We start from the raw sequence: 21,949 nt of genomic DNA on the forward strand, positions 1-21,949 counted from the left end.
CAATATTTCTCAATATGTTTCAGTGTGGTTCATAAAGGTTTCATGAGACGCTTCTGAAACAATCGTTTTTCAGTTAAGCCGCCGTTTACACGGCGGTTTTTTTTTGTGGCACTATGGTTGCTGTAGATGCGCGGTTGCAGCTTCCATAGTGGAGGCGTGGTAAACGTCCCGAAAAGGGACGGTGACATGGTGAATTGAGGAAGATATGAGTGATGTCAATGTTCTCGTCGTGGAGACCGACGAGGGATTCCGCGGAAATCTTGCCCAGCGCCTTGAGGCGCGCGGGTGTGCCGTTGCTTCAGCCGGTGGTGCCGAAGGTGTCGGGCGGCAGGCGGCGGAGATGGATGCGGACGCGGTGCTTATCGATCTCGCTGAGTTCGGGCGCGAGAGCCTGAAGGTCATCGAGGATGTGGCACGGCATCAGCCGCAGGCGAAGGTCATCCTGCTCAGTCGCATCAAGGACGTGGCGCTTTCCATAGAGGCCATGAAGCTGGGTGCGTTCGACGAGATAACCATGCCCGTGGACATCGATGCGCTCATGAAGAAACTTCTCGCGGCCCGGCGGCTCAGGCGCGGAGCCTGAGCCGGGACCGCGCATACACCAAGGGGGATGAGTGTGAACCCGGTTAAAGTCAAAGATCTGATGGTGCCTCTTGCCGAATACAATACAGCAAAGGGCGAAGAGACGTTGCAGGAGATGTTCGAGCGTCTTGAAGGCGAACTGCCCGAGGGTATGGAACGCCCTCACAGAGATGTGCTCGTGGTGAACGACGATGGCGACCTGATCGGCAAGATCACGGTGCATGACGTCATCATGGGCATGGAGCCTTCCTACGCCAAGCTCGAGAAGAACGGCCAGAACAAGGCGCTCACCGGTTCCTACGTCAAGAAAATCTACAGGGAGTACGACCTGTGGTCCGAGCCTCTGCACGACCTGTGCAAGAAGGGCGCGGCCCTCAAGGTGTCGCAGGTGATGCATCCGCCGAACGAGGCCGAATACATCCAGGCCGAAGAGGAGATCGACATGGCCCTGCACCTGTTCGTCATGGGCGTGCATCACCCGCTCATGGTCATGGACGGCAAGAGGGTTGTGGGCGTGCTTCGCCTCGGCGACGTGTTCGACCATATTCGTGAAGTCATGAAGACCTGCAAGCTCTAGGGTCTTTTCAAAAGATTTTCATCGATACTCAAGGAGATTGACTATGGACGCGGCAAAAGCTGAAAAGCCCGCATTCGACTGGAAGAGACTTGTGTTCATGCTGCTGGGGGTCAGCCTGTTCACCCTTGTCTATTTCGCCCCTCCGTGGCCCGATGCGGTCGACCCCATGGGCGAGCACTTCGTCCTTTCCCGCGAAGGGAAGGGCGCCATCGCCATTTTCCTGCTCGCCGGCACCTGGTGGGTTTTCGAGGTGGTGCCCATCGGCGTGACCTCGCTGGGCATCGGCGTGCTTCAGGCCATGTTCCACGTGCGCGACGCCAAGACGGCGTTCAAGGACTTCATGGACCCTTCGGTCCTGTTCATCTTCGCCTCCATCATGATCGGCCTCGTCTTCACCAAGACCGGCCTCACCAAGCGTCTGGCCTACAAGATGCTCATGGTGGTGGGTGAGAAGACCAGCCGAATATATCTCGGGGTGTTCATCGTCACCGCCGCGCTGACGCACATCATGGCGCACACCGCGGTGGCGGCCACCATCTACCCGCTGCTCATCGCCATCTACGGCCTCTACGGCGAAGGCGACAAGCCCACCAAGTTCGGCAAGGGCCTGTTCATGGGCATGGCCTTCGTGGCTGGCGCAGGCTCCATCGTGACCCTGCTCGGCGCGGCCCGAGGCGCGGTGGCCCTCGGCTTCTACACCGAGATCGTGAACAAGGACGTGTCCTTCTTCGAGCTTACCTACTACATGGCGCCCATCGGCTGGATCATGGTCTTCGTGCTCTGGGGCTTCTTCATGGTCTTCATGAAGCCCGAGAAGGAACGCATCCCCGGCCTGCGCGAAAAGGCCAGCGAGCTCAACAGCCGTCTCGGCGGCCTGACCCGTCAGGAAATCATGGCGGCGGTCATCGTCGGCGGCGTGATCCTGCTGATGTCCCTGCGCTCCTTCGTGCCCGCGCTGGCGGCCATCAACAAGACCGCGCTCATCCTGTGCTCCTCCATCGCCTTCTACATCTTCAAGATTCTTGATCTGAAGGACCTCGAGGACATCCCCTGGAACATCATCCTGCTCTTTGCCGGCGCAATGTCCATCGGCTTCTGCCTCTGGGAGACCGGCGCGGCAAAGTGGCTGGCGGTCAACTGGCTCGGCATGTTCGAGGAAGCGCCCGGATTCCTGTTCATCATGGGCATCTCGTTCTTCGTCATGATGATGACCAACTTCATCATGAACGTCGCGGCGATCGCCATCTCGCTGCCGGTCGCTCTGGTCATCGCGCCGTACCTCGGCGTGGCGCCGGAAGTGATCCTGTACTCCTCGCTGGTGGTTGCGGGTATGCCCTTCCTGCTGCTGGTCGGTGCGGCCCCCAACGCCATCGCCTACGACTCCGGACAGTTCACCACCGGTGAGTTCTTCGGTTACGGCATCCCGGCGAGTGTTCTGCTCATGATCATGGTCGCCATCGCGGTGGGCGTGATCTGGCCTCTCATGGGAATGCCCATTTACGTATCGTAGCCAAGCCGTTATAAACGTCGGGCGGTCCCGGATGTCCCGGGATCGCCCTCAACAACGTGCAACCGCCCCACCAAGGACGGAATCATGACGCATCTTGAACGACTCATTGAACGGATCATCCGACGTGTGAACGTCAACCTGAGGAACCCGCTGCTGGACGTCTCCCCGTTCGTCCGCGGCCTTATCCCGAGCAAATCCCACGCTCAGTACTACGCATTCTACTCCCTTGACTCCGAACGGACCAACCTGTTCAAGTTCAAGGGCTCCAGCCTTGCCGGAACCTACTTTCTCGGCAAGTGCGAGGTGCTCGACTCCGTGCTCTACAAGAGCGACATCCGCGGGGACGAGCTCAAGTCCAAAGGCGACCTCGTGGAAATGTCCGGCATCGAGATCGCGCTGCGCGAGGACGAGAAGTTCCATATCCGCGACAGCTTCCTGATGAAGACGCTGGTGCACTGCCACTCCAAGGACCCGCAGAACCCCGAACTGTTCAAGGTCCACAACACCGTGGCCCTGCACTACGCGAACATTCACGGTTCCTCCCTGAACGGAACCTTCCTCGCCCCGTTCTCCACCATCGACCTCTCCGTGGCACACGACTGCGCCATCGGCGAGTTCTCTTACGTGCAGGCGGGCGAGCTGCTGCACAAGCGCATCGAGCCGGGCCGCATCTGGATCAAGGCCGAAGGCGCATTCGAGTGGGACTATCAGTACCCGGAAGGCGTGCTGGACAAGTACATCTCCATGGATGAGAGCGGGCGTCCCTCCGGCGAATTCATGAAGTTCCTCGAAGAGCGCAAGGAAGACTTCATCCCCATGTACGCCACGGTGAGCTTCGAGCACGAGATCGACATCCCCGAGTCTTCCAAGGTCTCTCCGTACGCGCTGGTGCGCGGCGACGTGACCGTGGCGGAGAACGTGCTCGTGGCACAGCGCAGCTGGGTCGAGAACTCGCACCTCGGCAAGGGCGCCAACGCGCAGGAGAACTGCTACATCATCAACTCCCATTACGAAGGCAACAACGTGACCGCCCACGGCGGCAAGGTCATCAACTGCCGCATGGGAACCAATACCTTCGTGGGCTTCAACTGCTTCCTGCGCGGCCTCGAGGAGGCCCCGGTCAAGGTGGGCAACGGCTGCATCGTCATGCCGCATACCATCATCGACGCGGCGGAGCCCATCGAGATTCCCGAAGATCATCTGGTCTGGGGCTTCATCACCTGCACCCGCGACCTGGAGACCAACTCCATGGCGCTGGCGGACTTCGCCAAGCTCAAGGGGCAGTTCAGCCTCGGCAACATGACCTTCGAGGGCATCGGCTCCAAGTTCGTGGAAGGTTTCGCGCACCGCGTGGAACACATCCTCGAGCTCAACGGCGCGTTCTACGACGGCTCGCCCGAGACCAGCGGCCACGCCCAGAACAACCGCCGCGTGTCCTACAGCATCCTCATGCCGTTCACGCAGGGCGACAAGCAGGGCCTGTGCCCCTCGCTCTCCATCGAACCGTTCACCCCGGACAACGACTAGAACGGGCAGGGGAGCCGACCGGTGCAGGTGAGCATCGGTCACACGACGGAATGAAAACCGTCATCCGCGTAAGCTAGAATCGGGCGGCCGGGCAGACCGGCCGCCCGCTCGCGGGAACGGACGGAATGATATTTCGACGGGGGAGCGCGACGGAAGCGCCGTCGCACCCTGCCGTCACGACGGTTTTCGCCGGGGCGCCCGGGCCGATCCGCATAGGCATCGGAGAATCTGAGCGAGGGCCGTTGATTTTGATGAGAAATTGAGGAATAGTTCATTCGCATTTACGCAGAGCCCGTTCCGTTGTTTCCTCCGGCCGTCCATTTCCGCAAAAAGGCCGAACGGAAGACTGCTGCGCCGAGTGCACGCTAAATGGACGTAAAGCAAAAAAATGGCGCATCCGAATACATACCAGGCAGACGCAGCATCCGTTTCCGGCCCAGTGCCCGGCGACGTCCGCTGCGGTTCGGTGCTGATCTCCAGAAGCCGTTTGCGTTTCCCGCCTTTCGCCGCGGGACGTCTCTGGAAGGATCGGCTGTGCGCCTGCCCCCGTGTCGAATCCCTGTCCAGACGATTCTCCGTCTGCTCGGAAGGGCACGTTCTTTTTATAAAAGACCCGCCTCTCGCCTGATTCGACCACGCCTCGGTACGGACCTGCCGTCCGGGGCGAACCAGCGGCTGGAGCCGGGAAAAGACGTATGACGCGCCGCGGATGAACCGTGCGCGGCGTCGCGGTCCCGGATTCATGGCCACCATCAACTCAATAGTCTCACGAGCTGTTATGATCGGAGTATCAAATGTCTTTGTATGAACAGGGCATCACCGTCACGAAGCGGCCGGACGGAGTCCGTCCCAAAAAGCCCGGGCTCAAGTCCCGAATCATCGGTCTGGGCTTTCGTTTTCTGGCCCTCATGGCAATGTGGGCATTGCTGTCGGGAATGTACGACGCCTTTCACCTGTCCCTCGGCGTTTTCTGCTGTGCGCTGGTGACGTGGCTCTCGATGGACATGTTCCCCGCCGAGGGTGAAGTCTGGCCCATGAGCGCCCTGCTGCGTTCCACGGTCCGCGTCACGGCGTATGCGCCGTGGCTCATCTGGCAGATCGTCGTCGCGAACATGCGTATGCTGCGTCTGGCGTTCCACCCGAATCCCAAAAAGGTCATCAATCCGCGCATCGTCACCTTCAAGACGCGGCTGCGGTCCAAGCTGGCGCTGACCATGCTGGCCAACTCGATCACGCTCACTCCCGGTACCATCACCGTGATGATCGACGAGCGTGGCTACGTGGCCGTACACTCGATCGACGACGCTTCCGCCGAGGGCCTCCCCGGCGATATGGAGCGCAAGATCAAAGACATATTCGAGGTGGACTAATGGAACATCTTGGCCTCGTAATCGGACTGTTTCTGGCATGCATCATGGCCTTTTCCCTGTACCGGGCGGCGGTGGGGCCCACCACCCTCGACCGGCTCATGGGCATGAACACCATCGGTGCCAAAACGGTTGTGCTCATCGTCGTGGTGGGGCTGATCTTCGAACGTCTCGACATGTTCATAGACATCGCCCTCTGCTACGCGATGCTCAACTTTATCACCGTGCTGGCCGCAAGCAGGTATCTGCACAAGAAAGGCCGTGGTCGTTCCTGATCCGGATTTGGAGATAAAGATATGCTGGAAATCGCAATAATATTCCTTTGCTGCATCGGCATGCTGATGTTCGCGGCCGGGACTCTGGGCTTACTCAGAATGCCCGACGTCTACACGCGGCTGCACATGGCAGGCAAACTCGATACGCTCGGAAGTCTTACCCTGCTTCTGGGCATCATTCTTTACGGCGGGTACTACTCGGAGTCCGTCGGGCTGCTGGCGCAGCTCAAGATAGGGCTGCTGTGGTTCTTCGTCCTGGTGACCAGTCCCACGGCCACGCACGCCATGGTCGACGCGGGCGTACGCGCCGGCATCGAGCCGTGGATGCAGCCCGCTACCAAGAGGAGGCGTTCATGATTCTCGAAATCAAGGTGGTCGCCCTGATCCTGATGATAGCCTGCGCCATCGCGGCCATCAGCATCAAGGATCTCCTCGGAGCCGCCATTCTGTTCGGCATCTACAGCTTCATGATGTGCGTCATGTGGCTTGTCATGGGCGCGGTGGACGTGGCCTTCACGGAAGCGGCGATCGGCGCGGGCATCAGCAGTGTGCTGGTATTCGCCGCCATCTACCGCACGACCAGGAGGACGAAAGATTGAAAAAGGCAGCACTCATATCGGTACTGCTGGCCGGCGGGCTCATGATCCTGTCCATGGCGGACTTCCCGTCATGGGGCGATGTCATGTCTCCGGCGAGCCTGCACCTGTCAAGCTACTTCCTCGAGCAGGCCTACGAGCAGACGGCGACGCCCAACATCGTCACCGCGGTGCTCGGGGACTATCGTGGATTCGACACCATGCTGGAAACCGTGGTCGTCTTTCTGGCCGCGCTCTCCTGTTTTCTGATTATCCGCGTCCCGCGCGAGGTCTGCGTTCCCGACCTGTACATGTACAGGCACAAGGCCACCGGAATCGTGGTCCGCAAGAAGAGCCAGTGCGTGCTCGAGGACGAAGACTACTGCTTCGAGCGCATCGACTCTGACTGGACGCCGCAGGATGTGGTGGTTTCCACCGTGAGCCGCTTCGTCATCCCGTTCATCCAGCTGTTCGGCCTGTATGTTCTGGCCCACGGACACTACAGCCCTGGTGGCGGCTTTCAGGGCGGCGTCATCTTCTCGGCGAGCTATGTGCTGCTGGCGGTCTCCACAGATCTGCGGACCATGGTCCGCAAGCTCTCGGAGCGCACCACGCACCTGCTCTCCGCGGCCGGGGTGCTGGTCTTCAGCGGAGTCGGACTGTTCTGTCTGGCTTCCGGGGCCAACTTCCTCGACTACGGCGGACTGCAGGGCTTCATGGGCGAGACTCTGGCCAGCGGCCACTCCAACGGCATCCTGCTGGTGGAAACCGGCGTCGGCATGACCGTCACCGCGGCGCTGGCGATCATCTTCAAGCTGCTGTCTTCGCGCGGCACCGTCATGGAGGGTTTGTAAGCTATGGAAGCTGTTCTCACACAGGTGCAGGCCCACTTCAACTACTGGGGCTACGTCGTCATCATGATGGTCGGCCTCTACGCGATGATTGCCAAGCGCAACCTCATCAAGAAGCTGATCGGCCTGAGCATATTCCAGACCTCGATCATGCTCTTCTTCGTGGCCATCGGGTCCAAGGAGGGCGCGACCATTCCCATTCTCCGCGCCGCATCCAAGCACGCGGTCAATCCGGCGGACTACATCAACCCGTTGCCGCACGTGCTCATGCTCACCGCCATCGTCGTCTCGGTGGCGACGCTGGGCGTGGCCCTTGCCCTGGTCCTTCGGATTCACGGCAAGTACGGCACGCTGGAAGAAGATGAAATCGCGGATCAAATAAAGAGATCGAATACCTATGCATGATGTAGTTCTCACCATACTTCCGCTGTTGTTCGGCGCCTTCCTTGCCTTGGTGGCCGGGTGGATTCGGCCGAAATTCAGCTATTCCATCGGCGTGATCGGCCTTGCCGGGTCGGTGTTCTTCACGCTGCGCGTGCTGGCCAAGGTCGTGACCGACGGTACGCTCAGCTACTCCATGGGCGGCTGGGCGCCGCCGTGGGGCATCGTCTTCGTGGTGGATGCTTTGAGCGCGGCCATGCTGGTGCTCATCGCGGTGTCCTCGCTGATCACTTACGTGGTCTACCACGACGAGATCGTCGATCACTTCAAGGAAAAGACCGCCGCGTTCGTGGCGCTCATCCTGCTGGTGGTGGCGGGCCACATGGGCATCGTGGCCACCGGCGACCTGTTCAACCTCTATGTGCTCATCGAAGTGGCCGCGCTGAGCGGTTACGCACTGCTCGGCTTCAGCGGCGACCGCTCGCCCCTGTCCAGCCTGAGCTATCTGTGCATCGGCTCGGTGGGCGCCTCCTTCTACCTGCTGGGGGTCGGCTACCTTTATGTCATGACCGGCTCGTTGAACCTGCTCGACCTTTCCGGTCTGCTGGAGATCGCGCAGGTCTCGACTTCCCTGCAGGCGGCGGTGGCCGTGATGATGCTGGGGCTCTGGGTCAAGATGGCCCTGTTTCCCTTCCACGGCTGGCTGCCGGGTGCCTATTCCAACTCCTCGTTCGTATCGGCATCCTTCCTGGCACCCATGACCACCAAGGTCATGGTATACGTGATGCTGCGGCTCGTGCTCAGCCTGTTCCCCGGCACCCTGCTGGATTCGAACATGCTGCCCGAGGTCGGCCTCGTGCTGGCGACCGCCGCCATCTTCTTCGGCTCCATAATGGCCTACCGCCAGAAGGATCTGCGCAGGACGCTCTGCTACATTCTCGTGGCCGAGGTGGGGTACATGGTCGGCGGCCTGTTCATAGGCAACCGCGAAGCCATGACCGGAACCATCCTGCACATCTTTGCCGACGCGCTGATGACTCTGACCCTGTTCGTGGCGCTGGGCAGCATTCTGCGTCACCGCGCTGAAAGCGGCCTCGCGAGCATGAAGGGCATGTTCAAGGCCATGCCCTTCACAATGGCCAGCTTCGTGCTGGCGGGAATGTCCATGATCGGCGTTCCGCCGCTGTTCGGGTTCTTCAGCAAATGGCGTCTTCTGTCCGGAGCGCTGGAGGCGGGCGAGTTCGGCTTCATGGCCGGCCTGCTGGTGTCCAGTCTGGTCAACGTGGTCATCTTCTTCCGCATCTTCGAAACCGCGTTTTTCGAAAGCTCGGAAGACAAGACGCCCACGGGTGAGCACTGGGCCCGCACGGCCCCGCTCGCCCTGACCGCGCTGCTTCTCATTCTCGGGGGAGTGTATTCCGGTCTGATAGTGGAAACCATCGTCGCCAACGTTCTCCCCACCGATTTAATCTAGCCGAGGAAGACATGTCAGGCATTCTTTCCATACAACCATTGCTTGCCGTCGCCGCGCCGCTGACGGCCATACCCGGAATAATATCCGCCCGCACGCCCAATATTCGCGAGGCGTGGAGCTTTGCCGCGGCCCTGCTGCTCATGGGCCTCGTGCTCAGCATGGCGCCGACGGTGCTGGACGGAAAAACCTATACCTGGGTTCTGGCGGAGGTGCTCCCCAACGCGCCGCTGGCCTTCAGGGTCGACGGCCTCGGGATGCTGTTCGCCATCGTGGCCTCCACGCTCTGGATCATCACGTCCGCATACTCCATAGGATACATGCGGGCGAGCAAGGAACACGCCCAGACCCGTTTCTACACCTACTTCGCGGCAGCCCTGTTCAGTACCATCGGCGTGGCGTTCTCCGCCAACCTGCTGACCATGTACATGTTCTACGAGCTGCTCTCGTTCTCCACATATCCGCTGGTCACGCACCATCAGGATGAAGACAGCCGCAAGGCCGGGCGCAAGTACCTCGGCCTCATCGTAGGCTCCTCCATCGGCATGGTGCTTCCGGCCATGGTGGTCCTGTACCACCTCACCGGCACCCTCGACTTCACCGCGGGCGGCGTGGCGCTGGCTTCGGCTTCGCCCACCACCATCGCGGTGCTGTTCGGCCTGATGATCTTCGGCTTTGCCAAGGCCGCGCTCATGCCCATGCACGCATGGCTGCCCGCCGCAATGGTGGCGCCCACCCCGGTCAGCTCCCTGCTGCACGCGGTGGCGGTCGTCAAGGTCGGCGCCTTCTGCCTGCTGAGGGTCGTGATCGACGTTTTCGGCGTCGAGACGCTCATGGCCATCGGGGTGAACGATCTGCTGACGGGAGTGGCCGCAACGACCATGATCGTGGCTTCCCTCGTGGCCCTGAGTCAGGACGGCCTGAAGCGCCGGCTGGCCTACTCCACCATCGGGCAGCTCTCATACATCGCCCTCGGCGCGGGCCTCATGAACGCCGCCGGGCTGACCGGCGGCATGATGCATGTGGCCATGCACGCCTTCGGCAAGATCACGCTGTTCTTCTGCGCGGGCGCCATCTACGTGTCCACGGGCGAGAAATACATCAGCCGCATGACCGGCATCGGCAGACGCATGCCGTGGACCATGGCCGCGTTCTTCATAGGCTCGCTGTCCATCATCGGCATCCCGCCCACCGGCGGCTTCCTCAGCAAGTGGATGCTGCTCAACGGCTGCCTCGACTCCGGGCAGTGGATTCTCGCCGGGGCGCTGGTCGTCAGTTCGCTGCTCAACGCGGCGTACTTCCTGCCCATCGTCTACAGGGCCTGGTTCTGCCCCGAAGATCAGGCCGTGCACGCCGGACCGGTTCGCGAAGCGCCGCTGCCCTGCGTGGTTCCCCTGCTGATAACCGCGGGAATCTCCATGGCTCTGTTCTTCTGGCCCGACGTGTTCTTCAACCTGGCCCGGATGGCCGCTAATTAGGAGGCGCAATGAGCAAGCGAAAGGAATTCGACTTCTTCGACAAGCCAAAGACCAAGCGCGGCCTCTGGTACCTTTTGTGGGGTTGTTGCGTCGGCGTTCTGGCTCTGCAGTTCGTGGCGTCGCCCAAGCCGCACTTCGGCTTCGACAACTTCTTCGGGTTCAACGGCCTGTTCGGTTTTGTTGCCTGCGTCGTGCTGATCGTGGTGGCCAAGGGACTCGGATTCATACTCAAAAAACCGACGGACTACTATGATGACTAACTTGCATCCGGCATTTGTACTCTTTGCCGCAGCCGTATTGATTCCGGTCTTCCTCGGAAGATGGAGGAACTACATGCTGCTGGCGGCCGGCGCACTCGCCGTGTTCTGCGTCTACAGCCTGGAACCCGGATACAGTCTGTCGGCATCGTTCATGGGACTCGATCTCGTATTCATGAACATCGACAAGCTGAACAAGGTGTTCGGCTACGTCTTTACCATAAATGCGACAATCGCCTTCGTGTTCGCCCTGCGGCTCTCGGACGTGCGCCAGCAGCTGGCCGCGCTGTTCTACATAGGCTCGGCTCTGGGAGCCGTCTTCGCGGGCGACCTGATAACGCTTTACGTGTTCTGGGAAATCATGGCCGTGGCCTCCACGTTCCTGATTCTCGCGCGCCAGACCCCGGAGGCCTACGGTGCCGGGTTCCGCTATGTGCTGATTCACCTCTTTGGCGGCCTCTGCATGCTGATTGGCGTGATCATGCACATCCAGACCACCGGCTCCACCGTGTTCACGACCTTCTCTCCGGAAATGGTCAGCAGCTGGTTCATCCTGGTCGGGGTGCTGGTCAATGCTTCGGCGTTTCCGTTCTCCAGCTGGCTCTCGGATTCCTACCCCGCGGCCACCGTCGTCGGCGGCGTGGTGCTCTCGGCCTACACCACCAAGACGGCGGTCTACGTGCTGCTGCGCGGCTTCCCGGGATGGGAGATTCTCATCGTGGTCGGTTGCTTCATGGCGGTGTACGGAATCATCTACGCACTGCTCGAGAACGACATGCGCCGGATTCTGGCGTACTCCATCACCAACCAGGTCGGCTTCATGATCACCGGTGCGGGCATCGGTACCGCCATGGCCATCAACGGCGCCGCGGCGCACGCCTTCTGCCACATCATCTACAAGTCGCTTCTCTGGATGTCTGCGGGAGCGGTTCTGGCCATGGTCGGCAGGAGCAAATGCACCGACCTCGGCGGCCTGTACAAGACCATGCCGTGGACGCTGCTGCTCGGCCTCATCGGGGCGCTCGCGATATCCGGGGTGCCCGGCACAAGCGGCTTCACCAGTAAGTCGCTGATTATCATGGCCGCGGGAGAGCAGCACCTGACCTGGGTCCTGCTGATTCTCGAGATCGCCTCCGCAGGCGTGTTCCTGCACGCGGGCATCAAGTTCCCGTACTTCGTGTTCTTCGCCAAGGACAAGGGGCTGCGGCCGCCCGAGGCGCCCGCAAACATGCTCTGGGCCATGGGCGGTCTGGCGTTCCTGTGTATCTTCCTCGGTGTTTACCCCGACCCGCTGTACTCGATCCTGCCTTACGAAATGGGCGACTTCACCGTGTACAAGGCGGGCAAGGTCGTCGGACAGATGCAGCTGCTCACGTTCTCTGCGCTGGCCTTCTTCCTGCTGTTGCCGCTGCTCAAGCGCACCGACACCATCGCACTGGAAGTGGACTGGTTCTACCGTGTGGGCGGCAAGCTCTTCTACAAGGCCACCGACCGCGTCATGAACGGCCTGAACACCGCCTGCGCCGCAATGGTCGGCCGCGCGGTTCAGGGCTTCGAGCGCGGCGCCAGACAGCTGCCGGTCGCCGGAATGTATCTCGTGGAGATGTTCTCCTCGGAAACTCCCGGCGAGGAAAACCGGTCCTTCCCGGTCCGGCAGAAGAACATTGAACAGGATCTTGACCTCGGCACGCTGCCCATAGGCGGGGTATTGCTCACGATCATCCTCGGCCTGGCCGTCGTGCTGGCCTTGAGTCTCTAATTCCAAGGAGGTTTCACCATGGGAAGTTTGCAGCATATGCGATTCAATATATTCAACAATGTCTCTCAGGAAGTCGTGGACAAGGTGAAAAGCGCCGTGACCGAGGTGACGTTCGAGAAGAACGAGATAATCTACGAAAAGGGCGACAAGGCCGACAATGTCTACCTCATGGATGAGGGCAAGGCGTTGCTTCAGGTCGAATCCGAGAAGGGCTTCCAGATCAACCTGGGCGCGCTCAAGAGCGGGTACTGCTTCGGCTGGTCCGCGCTCGAGGAAGACAGCGTGCGTCAGCACACCATCGTCTGCGCCGAGCGGTGCGTGGTGGAAGTGGTGGACGGCGAAACCCTGCGCGGGATCATCGAATCCGAGGACTGCAAGGGGATGCCGCTGCTCTGGAATCTCTGGAGTCTCGCCAAGGACCGCCTCGACCTGCGCACCGACCAGCTGGTGAAGGTCATCGAGACCCACCCCTCTCTGGATGACGAAGCACAGCAGCAGTAGACCATAAAGACCGCGAGAGGAGCGCTCCGCCGGACTGCCGGACAGAGCCCTCTCAGAGGCAATGAATACGGACCCTGTCACGATTATCGTGGCAGGGTCCGTTTGCGTGTATGGTCGAGTGGAGGAACTGCTATGGCTAGTTTGCCGAAGTCGGGATCGCCTTGCCGTATTCGAGAGTGTGCTCATGAGCACAATTCCCCTTTCCATACATCATCCCGGTCTGGGTGAACATGGTTCGCCGAACACAAGGGGTGAGCCGTGCGGTCCCATTCAGGCTGACACCGTCGTACAACCCTGCGAAATGGATGTTCTGTGGCTAGAGGCGAGTCCTAGCAGAGAAGATACGGAGCGTCGGCATGGATAAAAAAGACCCGCCTCGAAAGGCGGGCCTTGGCTTCTGATAGGTCGAACCGGTCTAGTTCAGCAGGTCGGGGCGGACCAGCTCGATGCTGCTCTCCTGACGGAGCTGATTGATGAATGCCTGGAAGGCCTCATCGCCGTACTTCTGAGAGGCGGTGTCGATCCAGTGGGTCTTGTTTTCGTTCCACTCGGCGTCCGGTGCCGGGATCAGTTTTTCCTGAGCGGCGACAATGTAGCCGTCCTGAATGCGGAAGACCTTGGGCAGCCATTCGCCCGAGTCGGCATTGAACGCAGCCTGAACCAGTTCCGCGGAGCCGCCGATGGAAGGCACGGGGCCGCGACGGTCGAAGGGCTCCGAGACCTGCATGACACCGTCAAAGCTCTGGACAGCCTTGGCCGCGTTGTCTCCGGTGAGCCTCTCAAGCGCCTCTTCGGCCTCCTTGCGGGCCAGCTCTTCGGCGCCCTTGGCCTTGAGCTCGTTGACGATACGCTCACGGACCTTTTCCAGCGGAATCGGCTGCGGCTCGATGTCCTTGATCTTGCGGGCCAGGATGTAGCCGTCCTTGACCGCCAGCGGAGTCTTGAGGGAATCATCCGGAGCCAGACCGAACAGGATGTCGGCGGCCTCGGGAGTCATGCCGAGGTACTGTACGGCGGTGTTCTTGGCCATGGGCTGGGTGGTGTTGGCAAGGATGCCGAGCTCCCGGGCGATTTCGTCAATGGGCATGCCGGAAACGAGGCGGTCCATGGCCTGGTCGAGCAGATCGGAGATCTGGTCGGAAGCCTTGTTCTGAGCCAGCGTGGTTTTGATGCGGCCTTCTACTTCGTCAAACGGCAGCTTGTCGGAGTCCTTGCGGTCCTGAAGCTGGATGATATGCCAGCCGTAAGAAGTCTTGACCGGCTTGGAGATTTCGCCCTTGTCGAGTGCAAAAGCAGCCTCCTCAAAGGCCGGGGCCATCACGCCGCGTGGGAACCAACCGAGGTCGCCGCCCTTGGTGGCGGAGGGACCGTCGGAGTGAAGCATAGCCAGCTCGCCGAAGTCCTTGCCGGACTGGAGCTGCTCATAGACTTCCATGGCCTTCTCGTATGCCTGACGGATTTCGGCCTCGGACGCGTTCTGATCGGTGCCGATCAGAATGTGCCGGGCCTTTGCTTCCGCGGGCCGGGTGAATTCGCCGGGAGAAGATTCATAGAACTGCCTCGCCTCCTCGTCGGAGACCTCCTGGAAGGGGGCCAGCGCGGAAGGTGTGAAAGCGATCATCTCGAAAGTGGACATCTCGGGCCGCGTGAAGCGCTCGGCGTTTTCTTCGTAGTACGCCTTGATCTGCTCTTCCGTCACCTCGACATCGCCCTTGTAGGCTTCGATGCTGAAGGGGATATAGCGCAGAGTGGCGGTTTCCCGGACCCAGTCGTAAATCTGGCGGGCCTGCGCGGGAGTAGCTTCCGCCGTGGCGGCGACGCTCTGGCGCAGCTTTTGGGTGATGAGGCTGGTCCGGAAGTCGGCTTCGAATCCGGAGGCCGTCATGCGCTGTGCCTGAAGCGTGCGTTTGTACACTTCACGGTCGAACTGGCGGTTCGGCCCCCAGAAGGCAGGGATGGAAGCGATGCCCTGAGCAACTTCCTTGTCAGTGGCGGTGATGCCGAGCTTCTTGGCTTCATCCAGCAGAAGGATGCGCGTGACCAGCTCGTTGAACACCATCTGCTTGACGGCGGGGCTGGCGAGCTGTTCGGCGGTGATGTCGGGCCGCGAATTGCGCAGCGCCTCGGTAGTACGGGCGTAGGCTTCCTCGAATTCCTTGCGGGGGATGGGCTCCTCGTCCACGTAGGCGAGAATCGGATCGCCCCGGTCGTCGAGGCTGCTCATGCCGAAGGCGAATACGAAGACCACAATGATGACTCCGAAAAGGATCTTCACGATCCAGCTCGAAGCGTTCTGGCGCATTATGTCGAGCATTGAAACTCCAGATTTCCTCGTTCTCGGTTATGATTGGCGGCTGCGGACCGCATTCAGCAGGCCACCTGACTTGATAATCTCCAGTTCGTTCGCAGTCAAATCATTCGTGACTTCCACGGACTTGCCGGAGCCGGTGCGCATGGAGACTGTGCCGCCGGGGGTGATTTCGGATGCGGGGATGGACAAGCCTTCGCCCTGGGCCACTGCGTCGTAATCTTCGGGATTCACGAGCAGCAGTGGCAGAATGCCGAAGTTGACCAGATTGGCGCGGTGGATGCGGGCAAGCGATTTGACCACGACCGCGCGCACACCCAGATGACGGGGGGCCAGCGCCGCATGTTCGCGGCTGGAGCCCTGCCCGTAGTTTTCGCCGCCGAGCACTACGCCCTGATCCATGCCGCGGATGCGACCCACGAACTCCTCGTCCACACGGCCGAAGATGTGTTCGCTGATGGCCGGGATGTTGGAGCGCAGGGCAGTGATCTGCGGGCCGGCCGGCAGAATGTGGTCGGTGGTGATGTTGTCGCCGACCTTGAGCGCCACCTGCGCCTCGACGGTTGCAGGCAGCTCGTCGAACTTTTCCAGCGGGACGATGTTGGGTCCGCGCAGGATTTCGACATCGCTGCCGTCCTCGGGCGGGAATACGAACAGGTCGCGGATGCTCGGAACTTCGTCAGGGAGCTCGATGCGCTCGGGACGCTCGCCCCAGGTGGCGGGGTCGGTGAACTGGCCTTCAAGCGCCAGACGCGCCGCAGTCTCGGCGGAAGCGAGGTAAATCTGCGCATCCTGCGTGCCGCTGCGGCCCTCGAAGTTGCGGTTGAAGGTTCGCACGCTCACACCGGCGCTGACCGGGGAGCCGCCCATGCCGATGCACGGACCGCAGGTACATTCGAGCATGCGGGCGCCCGCGTCGAGCATGGGTTCGATGAGGTTCTCGGCCGCCAGCATCTTGACCACCTGCTTGGAGCCCGGGGAGATGAGCACGTCGGTGGACGCGGGGATGCGCCGGCCGTCGAGCACGAGGGCGGTAGTCTTCAGGTCGGAATACGAGCTGTTGGTACAGGAGCCGATGGCGCACTGGTCGATCTTGAGCCCGGCCAGTTCACGGACCGGAACCACGAGGTCCGGCATGTGCGGCTGCGCCACGAGCGGTTCCAGCGCGGAAAGGTCGATGTCGATCACCTCGTCGTACTCGGCGTCGGCATCCGGAAGCAGCTCTTCCCAGTCGTTCTCACGGCCCATCTTCCTCAGGAAGTCGCGGGTGCGCTCATCGCTGGGAAAGATGGAGGTGGTGGCGCCGAGTTCCGCGCCCATGTTGGTGATGCAGGCGCGTTCAGGGACGGAGAGGCTCTCCACGCCGGGGCCGGCGTATTCGAAGACCTTGCCGACGCCGCCTTTGACGGTGAGCTTGCCGAGCAGGTGCAGGATGACATCCTTCGCGGCAGCCCAGCCGGTGAGCTTGCCGGTAAGGTTGACCTTGACCACCTTGGGCATGGAGATGGCGTAGGGCTCGCCCGCCATGGCCAACGCCACGGAAAGACCGCCCGCGCCCATGGCGAGACTGCCGATGCCGCCCGCGGTGGGGGTGTGGGAGTCGGAGCCGATGAGGGTGCGGCCGGGCCGGGCGAAGTTTTCGAGGTGCAGCTGGTGGCAGATGCCGGTGCCGGGAGGGGAGAAGATCACGCCGTAACGCTGGGCGACCGTGCGCAGGTAGCGATGGTCGTCAGGGTTGCGAAAGCCCATCTGCAGCGTATTGTGATCGACGTAGCTCACCGAGAGCTCGGTCTTCACGCGGTCAAGGCCGATGGCCTCGAACTGTAGATAGGCCATGGTGCCGGTGGCGTCCTGCGTCAGGGTCTGATCGATTTCAAGACCTATTTCGGCACCGGATTCCATGGAGCCGCTCTTCAGGTGCCGCTCTATGATCTTCCGGGTGATGTTCTTCCCCATTGTCCTCTCCTGCATGTTGAAGTGTCGTTAGAAAAGGAAACCGTTCTTGACGCCTTCCGAGACCTGGCTCTCGTCCATGCCGTTTTCGAGCCGGTTGATCTTGTTGCGGCGGAATTTCACTTCCACGTCATAGCGAAGCTTGTCCTGCTGAAGCTGGTGGATTTCGGCGTGATGGAAGACCCCGTTCTTGGGGTCTTCGGCATCCATCAACTCGCGGATGCGTTTCTCGCACTCGGTGATGAGGTGCGCGAATTTGGCCGCTTCCGCTTCAAGAACGTTCACGTCATCGGAAAGCTGCGGATTATCCGATGCGGATTCTGCGGCGTTTGACATCCTTGACCTCCTTCTTGGGCTTGGGCTTCATGATGCCCGTGGGAAGGGTGTTGTAGAAGTTCCAGAACTGCGGCCACCATGCGGTGAGCTCACTATGGTTGGAAAGCATGATCGCCGGGCAGGGCCAGGCGGCAAGAGCCAGCCCGAGGGACCATTCGGGAGCAGGGCTGCCGAAGGTGCCTTCCCATTCGCCCACGTTGCTGATGGTGATGGATTCTTCGCCCGGCTCGTAGGTGGCGTTCATGTGGTCCAGCACATCGGAGGCATCCTGCGGCGGCTTGCCTTCGATGACGGCCTTGCGGGCACGCACGCCGAGCGCCAGTGCCAGCGGATACAGACCGGGGCGTTCACCGATGGTAATGCGCGGGTAGGCGGGCATTCCGGTGGAAGTCGCCTTCAGTTGACCGTCCTGCCGTTCCACCTGAACACCGAGGGAAGACAGGTCGTCGAGGACGTCCTGTGCGGATTCGGGCCAGGAACCCTTCACCGTTATCTGGCCGCCGCTGAAAGCAGGAATTGCCAGCAGGTAAGGAGTCAGCACGGTGTCGAGGGGCAGCTCGGGCGCTTCCGGAAGCTCCGGAATGCCGTCGGAGATTTCAAAACCCTTCTTGATGCGATTGACCTCGATGCCGCAGGCTTCAAGCACGGCAGCGGCCTGTTCACCGGCTTCCATGGCGTGCTCGGAAAGCCCGGTCACTGTCAGCCCGCCGGGATAGGTCCAGGCGGAAAGCACCAGTGCGGCTACGAGGTCCGGATCAACGTCCTTGGGGAGTTCGATCTCTTCTTCCATGACGCCGCCGGACTCGAGTCGGCAGGGCAGGCCGGGGTTGTTCGGGTTCATGGGAACCACGCGCGCGCCGAGCTGCGGCAGGAAGCGGTTGAGCTTCTGCACTTCAAGCAGCTGAAGCGTTGCCTGTCCGGTGAATTTGCAACGGCCCATGCCCCCCAGCGCCATGAAAAGGAGCAGGTAGAAGTTGAGCGGATCGTCGCCCGCGAAGAGCATGGCGTTTTCGAATTCAAGAGGGTCGGCCGAGCCGAAAATGAATCCGTTCTCGTCCCAGGACACGGCGGCCCCGGCCTGCTTGAGGCCTTTGGCGAGGTCCTTGTTGGGAGCGTTGAGCAGGGCTTCGGGAAGTCTGCAGGGCTGGCCGGATGCGGCTGCCACGGCCATCCACAGGCGGGTGGAGCGCAGGGAGCGAGGCCCGAGGACTTCGGCCTCGGCGGGTTCGCGTCTGGGGGCGAGCTTGTAGCCGGATTTGTCGCCGCCCGTGGAGGACTGGGCGAATTGGTTGGCGAGGGTGAAAAGCTGCTTGGAAAGACGCGGGTCGAGGCCAAGGCCTTCGCCAGCTTCTTCCCATGCGCGCCGGAGTTCCTTCTCCAGCTTGGGGTCAATCTGGGATTTCTGTTTAGAGCGGCGCCATGCGCCTTCCTTGCGCAGCAGATAACTGCGTTTTTCCAGAAGTCCGAGGATCTTGGAGTCGATCTCGGAAATCTGTTTGAAGCGGGTACTCGGCTTCGGCTGCCATTCGGCAGTTTCATCGAAATTCTTTTCGGACATTGTCTTACCGTCTTCCTCTATATTGTAATGTAGTTCCCGCTCTCGCAGGAACGAATGTCCTTAGCCCGAAAATGACCGGCGGGCAAGCCCCGGATTGCATGTCATCGCGCTTGGTCTGCGAGGTGTGTTTGTGAAAAACGGCATTTGCTCATTCTACGGCCGGAAAAGTTGGCGCTTCGCAATGAAGGAGGGGAAAAATTTCACAAGGTGAAACGCTCTAAAGAAAAAGGGGAGCGGCACAAGCCGCTCCCCTTGAATATGCAGTGGTAAGCGGGAGCTTACATGTCGGCGCCGGAAGCGGCCTTCTGCATCTTCACTTCGACCTTTTCGGTCAGGTTCTCGTAGTAATCGCGGAGGATTTCGAGAACTTCTTCACGGCCGAAGTGATCCGGGATGTCGCCGCCTTCGGAGAGAGCCTTGCGCAGCTTGGTGCCGGACAGGATGACGCGGTCTTCCTTGGTGTGCGGGCAGGTGCGCATGGAGGCCATGCCGTCGCACTTGTAGCAGTAGAAGGTCCAGTCGATCTTCATCGGCTGGCAGAGCAGGGCCTTGCCCGGCTCGGGGCACTCTTCGTTCTGGTACGGAATGCGATCGAAGATTTCCTGAGCTTCGAACAGACCGTAGAAGTCGCCCACGCCAGCGTGGTCACGGCCGATCAGCATGTTGTTGATGCCGTAGTTCTGGCGGAAGGTGGCGTGCAGGAGAGCTTCGCGGGGACCAGCGTAGCGCATGTCGAGCGGGTAGCCGGCGTTGATCACGTTCTCGGGCACGAAGTAGTAGTCGATGAGGGTCTGGATGCACTTGATGCGCACGTCTCCCGGAATGTCGCCCGGCTTCAGGTTGCCGATCAGGGAGTGGATGACCACGCCGTCACAAACTTCCACGGCGATCTTGGCCAGGAATTCGTGGGAGCGGTGCATCGGGTTACGCAGCTGCAGAGCGGCAACGTTGGACCAACCGCGCTTTTCCATCTCTTCGCGAATCTGGGTCGGGGTCAGGTAGACACCGGGGAAACGGTCGGCGTAGTCGCCTTCGGACAAGACCTTGACCGGGCCGGCCAGGTTGTACTTGCCCTGAGCCATGACCATCTTGACGCCGATGTGCTCGTCTTCGGCCAGCTTCCAGAAGTTGCCGTCGACAGAGTCTTCACCGTTGCCCATGTAGACCATTTCGGCTTCCCACTTCTTGTTAGCCTCGGTCATTTCGAACTTTTCGGTGACCTGCATGGTGGCGTAAATGTCGCCATCCTGCACCAGAGCGATTTCATCGCCTTCCTTGACGTCTTCATCGTTGGTGTCGAGGGTGACCGGGACGGGCCAGAAGGTGCCGTCTTCCAGCAGGAACTTTTCGCAGACGCCCTTCCAGTCGGCCTTGGTCATGAAGCCGTTCAGCGGGGAGAAGCCGCCGATACCCATCATGATGAGGTCGCCCTTGGCACGGGCGGAAATTTCGATCTTCTTCAGGCCTTCGGCCTTCTTGAGTTCAGCGTCGCGCTCGGAGCCTTCGAGCAGGCAGCAGACGAGACCTTTACCACCATGAGGGGGAACCAGTTTGGACATGTTAGCCTCCTGATAATTAAATGGACAGATCCTTTAACCGTCGCAATATGAATCCGGACTTCCGGATCCATTGCCGGATAATACCGTTCCTAGCGTTCGGAAAGGTCCTTATTGCTCTTTGTGAAAGTCGTGTCAAGCTCTAATTTGGCAACGAATGCGAAGCTGCATATAGTTATTGAATTGGCTGCAAGTGAGATAGAGAAAGTGCAAAGAATATCTAGAAAACAGGTGGCCGTGGGCTTGTTGTGAAGATTATAAATATCAATGTCTTGTGAATGATTTGCATCGATTTTCCTCTGAATAAAAAAATGGGTTGCAAAAGAAGTCGCTGATGAACTAATAACCCTGAGTGATTGTCGTGGGAATCCATCCGCCGTCTCTGTCGACCTGTTCGTCAGGGTTGTCAATGATGGTGAGGGCGCCTTTTGAAGGCGTGGCGGACTGCATCCGGTGTCTTGCTTGTTCAAAAATTCACTTTCTCGTTGACATCGGGAACCTGGCTTGCTAGTCCTCAATTTCCACACGCTATTTGAGTGTGTTGGCGAAAGATTTTTGGTTAGAGGACGTCGGTAATAGGCATCAAACAAACCCTTTAGGAGGAGAAGTTATGCCGACCTTTGTCAACCCGGAAAAATGTGACGGCTGCAAGGGTGGCGAAAAGACCGCTTGCATGTACATTTGCCCCAACGATCTGATGATCCTGGACCCTGAAGCCATGAAGGCTTACAACCAGGAACCTGAAGCTTGCTGGGAATGTTACTCCTGCGTCAAGATTTGCCCCCAGGGCGCTATCGAAGCACGCCCCTACGCTGACTTTGCCCCGATGGGCGGAACTTCCATCCCCATGCGTTCCGCTGAAGACATCATGTGGACCATCAAATTCCGTAATGGTTCCGTGAAGCGCTTCAAGTTCCCCATCCGTACCACCCCTGAAGGCTCCATCAAGCCCTTCGAAGGAAAGCCCGAGCCGGGCGACCTCGAAAGCGAACTCCTGTTCACCGAGAGCGAACTCGCTACTCCGAAGGAAGTCGTGAACAAGAAGTTTGAGGTCTCCGACGCTGACGCCTCCCGTGTGTGGAAGGCTGGCGAATTCGAAGAATAGGACGTTCTGGTAACGAGCCGGA

21 protein-coding genes are annotated in these 21,949 nt (G+C 60.3%); 16 read left to right on the plus strand and 5 right to left on the minus strand.

Translation table 11 applies throughout. From position 1 onward, the window contains the following. The first annotated feature begins 205 nt into the window (after positions 1–205). The 15 genes from BR24_RS03080 (at position 206) to BR24_RS03150 (ending at position 13,111) form a co-directional block, all read left to right on the plus strand. Positions 206–583 carry a response regulator gene (locus tag BR24_RS03080; protein ID WP_496540039.1) on the plus strand — a complete coding sequence of 126 codons (378 nt, stop codon included), beginning with the start codon at positions 206–208 and terminating at the stop codon, positions 581–583. A gap of 33 nt (positions 584–616) precedes the next feature. After that, entirely contained in the window at positions 617–1,159 is a 543-nt protein-coding gene (locus BR24_RS03085; protein WP_496540040.1) for a CBS domain-containing protein, read from the plus strand. Positions 1,160–1,202: 43 nt separating this feature from the next. Next, the gene (locus tag BR24_RS03090; protein ID WP_496540041.1) at positions 1,203–2,669 is read left to right on the plus strand and encodes an SLC13 family permease; all 1,467 of its coding nucleotides are present in this window, start codon (positions 1,203–1,205) and stop codon (positions 2,667–2,669) included. An 84-nt stretch (positions 2,670–2,753) separates the two neighbouring features. Continuing rightward, positions 2,754–4,196: an LbetaH domain-containing protein gene (locus tag BR24_RS03095; protein WP_496540042.1), complete on the plus strand. Its 1,443-nt coding sequence runs from the start codon at positions 2,754–2,756 to the stop codon at positions 4,194–4,196. Positions 4,197–4,990: 794 nt separating this feature from the next. Beyond that, positions 4,991–5,566: a Na+/H+ antiporter subunit E gene (locus BR24_RS03100; RefSeq protein ID WP_496540043.1), complete on the plus strand. Its 576-nt coding sequence runs from the start codon at positions 4,991–4,993 to the stop codon at positions 5,564–5,566. After that, positions 5,566–5,838: an MrpF/PhaF family protein gene (locus tag BR24_RS03105; protein ID WP_496540044.1), complete on the plus strand. Its 273-nt coding sequence runs from the start codon at positions 5,566–5,568 to the stop codon at positions 5,836–5,838. Before BR24_RS03100 ends, BR24_RS03105 begins: the two co-directional genes overlap by 1 nt. 21 nt (positions 5,839–5,859) lie before the next feature. Continuing rightward, positions 5,860–6,195 carry a monovalent cation/H(+) antiporter subunit G gene (gene mnhG, locus BR24_RS03110; RefSeq protein ID WP_496540045.1) on the plus strand — a complete coding sequence of 112 codons (336 nt, stop codon included), beginning with the start codon at positions 5,860–5,862 and terminating at the stop codon, positions 6,193–6,195. Continuing rightward, positions 6,192–6,437, plus strand: a complete 246-nt coding sequence (locus tag BR24_RS03115; protein ID WP_018124542.1) for a hydrogenase subunit MbhD domain-containing protein — start codon at positions 6,192–6,194, stop codon at positions 6,435–6,437. Before mnhG ends, BR24_RS03115 begins: the two co-directional genes overlap by 4 nt. Next, positions 6,434–7,267, plus strand: a complete 834-nt coding sequence (mbhE, locus tag BR24_RS03120) for a hydrogen gas-evolving membrane-bound hydrogenase subunit E (protein WP_496540046.1) — start codon at positions 6,434–6,436, stop codon at positions 7,265–7,267. Before BR24_RS03115 ends, mbhE begins: the two co-directional genes overlap by 4 nt. A 3-nt stretch (positions 7,268–7,270) precedes the next feature. Then, a complete protein-coding gene (locus BR24_RS03125) occupies positions 7,271–7,669 on the plus strand; it encodes a cation:proton antiporter subunit C (protein ID WP_496540047.1) in 399 nt (132 codons plus the stop codon). Next, entirely contained in the window at positions 7,662–9,119 is a 1,458-nt protein-coding gene (locus BR24_RS03130; RefSeq protein WP_496540048.1) for a complex I subunit 5 family protein, read from the plus strand. Before BR24_RS03125 ends, BR24_RS03130 begins: the two co-directional genes overlap by 8 nt. Before the next feature lie 11 nt (positions 9,120–9,130). Then, a complete protein-coding gene (locus BR24_RS03135; RefSeq protein WP_496540049.1) occupies positions 9,131–10,594 on the plus strand; it encodes a monovalent cation/H+ antiporter subunit D family protein in 1,464 nt (487 codons plus the stop codon). 8 nt (positions 10,595–10,602) lie between these two features. After that, on the plus strand, positions 10,603–10,854 hold the full coding sequence (locus BR24_RS03140) for a hypothetical protein (protein ID WP_496540050.1): 252 nt from the start codon (positions 10,603–10,605) through the stop codon (positions 10,852–10,854). Next, entirely contained in the window at positions 10,847–12,610 is a 1,764-nt protein-coding gene (locus BR24_RS03145) for a Na(+)/H(+) antiporter subunit D (RefSeq protein WP_496540051.1), read from the plus strand. The genes BR24_RS03140 and BR24_RS03145 overlap by 8 nt, the downstream gene beginning before the upstream one ends. Positions 12,611–12,646: 36 nt before the next feature. Next, positions 12,647–13,111: a cyclic nucleotide-binding domain-containing protein gene (locus tag BR24_RS03150; protein WP_496540052.1), complete on the plus strand. Its 465-nt coding sequence runs from the start codon at positions 12,647–12,649 to the stop codon at positions 13,109–13,111. A 415-nt stretch (positions 13,112–13,526) separates the two neighbouring features. Here the strand turns inward: BR24_RS03150 and BR24_RS03155 are convergent, their stop codons facing one another. From BR24_RS03155 to sat, 5 genes are all read right to left on the minus strand, one after another. After that, positions 13,527–15,425, minus strand: a complete 1,899-nt coding sequence (locus BR24_RS03155) for a SurA N-terminal domain-containing protein (RefSeq protein ID WP_496540053.1) — start codon at positions 15,423–15,425, stop codon at positions 13,527–13,529. A gap of 27 nt (positions 15,426–15,452) precedes the next feature. Further along, complete coding sequence (locus BR24_RS03160; protein WP_496540054.1) at positions 15,453–17,375, minus strand: aconitate hydratase; 1,923 nt, start codon at positions 17,373–17,375, stop codon at positions 15,453–15,455. A 27-nt stretch (positions 17,376–17,402) separates the two neighbouring features. Next, a complete protein-coding gene (locus tag BR24_RS03165) occupies positions 17,403–17,708 on the minus strand; it encodes a hypothetical protein (RefSeq protein ID WP_496540055.1) in 306 nt (101 codons plus the stop codon). Then, positions 17,677–19,266, minus strand: coding sequence for a chorismate mutase (locus BR24_RS03170; protein ID WP_496540056.1), 1,590 nt, complete (start codon positions 19,264–19,266; stop codon positions 17,677–17,679). Before BR24_RS03170 ends, BR24_RS03165 begins: the two co-directional genes overlap by 32 nt. Before the next feature lie 278 nt (positions 19,267–19,544). Beyond that, entirely contained in the window at positions 19,545–20,825 is a 1,281-nt protein-coding gene (gene sat / locus BR24_RS03175) for a sulfate adenylyltransferase (RefSeq protein ID WP_496540057.1), read from the minus strand. A gap of 607 nt (positions 20,826–21,432) precedes the next feature. Here sat and aprB point away from each other — a divergent pair. Then, the gene (aprB, locus tag BR24_RS03180; protein ID WP_462965589.1) at positions 21,433–21,927 is read left to right on the plus strand and encodes an adenylyl-sulfate reductase subunit beta; all 495 of its coding nucleotides are present in this window, start codon (positions 21,433–21,435) and stop codon (positions 21,925–21,927) included. Positions 21,928–21,949 lie beyond the last annotated feature (22 nt).

Source organism: Pseudodesulfovibrio halophilus DSM 5663, from assembly GCF_059568665.1.

What these genes read in the sequence shown, in the direction of transcription:
- BR24_RS03080 (WP_496540039.1), top strand. Translation starts at nt 206, where the DNA reads ATGAGTGATGTCAATGTTCTCGTCGTGGAGACCGACGAGGGATTCCGC.
- BR24_RS03090 (WP_496540041.1), top strand. Translation starts at nt 1,203, where the DNA reads ATGGACGCGGCAAAAGCTGAAAAGCCCGCATTCGACTGGAAGAGACTT.
- BR24_RS03095 (WP_496540042.1), top strand. Translation starts at nt 2,754, where the DNA reads ATGACGCATCTTGAACGACTCATTGAACGGATCATCCGACGTGTGAAC.
- BR24_RS03100 (WP_496540043.1), top strand. Translation starts at nt 4,991, where the DNA reads ATGTCTTTGTATGAACAGGGCATCACCGTCACGAAGCGGCCGGACGGA.
- BR24_RS03105 (WP_496540044.1), top strand. Translation starts at nt 5,566, where the DNA reads ATGGAACATCTTGGCCTCGTAATCGGACTGTTTCTGGCATGCATCATG.
- mnhG (WP_496540045.1), top strand. Translation starts at nt 5,860, where the DNA reads ATGCTGGAAATCGCAATAATATTCCTTTGCTGCATCGGCATGCTGATG.
- BR24_RS03115 (WP_018124542.1), top strand. Translation starts at nt 6,192, where the DNA reads ATGATTCTCGAAATCAAGGTGGTCGCCCTGATCCTGATGATAGCCTGC.
- BR24_RS03125 (WP_496540047.1), top strand. Translation starts at nt 7,271, where the DNA reads ATGGAAGCTGTTCTCACACAGGTGCAGGCCCACTTCAACTACTGGGGC.
- BR24_RS03130 (WP_496540048.1), top strand. Translation starts at nt 7,662, where the DNA reads ATGCATGATGTAGTTCTCACCATACTTCCGCTGTTGTTCGGCGCCTTC.
- BR24_RS03135 (WP_496540049.1), top strand. Translation starts at nt 9,131, where the DNA reads ATGTCAGGCATTCTTTCCATACAACCATTGCTTGCCGTCGCCGCGCCG.
- BR24_RS03140 (WP_496540050.1), top strand. Translation starts at nt 10,603, where the DNA reads ATGAGCAAGCGAAAGGAATTCGACTTCTTCGACAAGCCAAAGACCAAG.
- BR24_RS03145 (WP_496540051.1), top strand. Translation starts at nt 10,847, where the DNA reads ATGACTAACTTGCATCCGGCATTTGTACTCTTTGCCGCAGCCGTATTG.
- BR24_RS03150 (WP_496540052.1), top strand. Translation starts at nt 12,647, where the DNA reads ATGCGATTCAATATATTCAACAATGTCTCTCAGGAAGTCGTGGACAAG.
- BR24_RS03155 (WP_496540053.1), bottom strand. Translation starts at nt 15,425, where the DNA reads ATGCTCGACATAATGCGCCAGAACGCTTCGAGCTGGATCGTGAAGATC.
- BR24_RS03160 (WP_496540054.1), bottom strand. Translation starts at nt 17,375, where the DNA reads ATGGGGAAGAACATCACCCGGAAGATCATAGAGCGGCACCTGAAGAGC.
- BR24_RS03165 (WP_496540055.1), bottom strand. Translation starts at nt 17,708, where the DNA reads ATGTCAAACGCCGCAGAATCCGCATCGGATAATCCGCAGCTTTCCGAT.
- BR24_RS03170 (WP_496540056.1), bottom strand. Translation starts at nt 19,266, where the DNA reads ATGTCCGAAAAGAATTTCGATGAAACTGCCGAATGGCAGCCGAAGCCG.
- sat (WP_496540057.1), bottom strand. Translation starts at nt 20,825, where the DNA reads ATGTCCAAACTGGTTCCCCCTCATGGTGGTAAAGGTCTCGTCTGCTGC.
- aprB (WP_462965589.1), top strand. Translation starts at nt 21,433, where the DNA reads ATGCCGACCTTTGTCAACCCGGAAAAATGTGACGGCTGCAAGGGTGGC.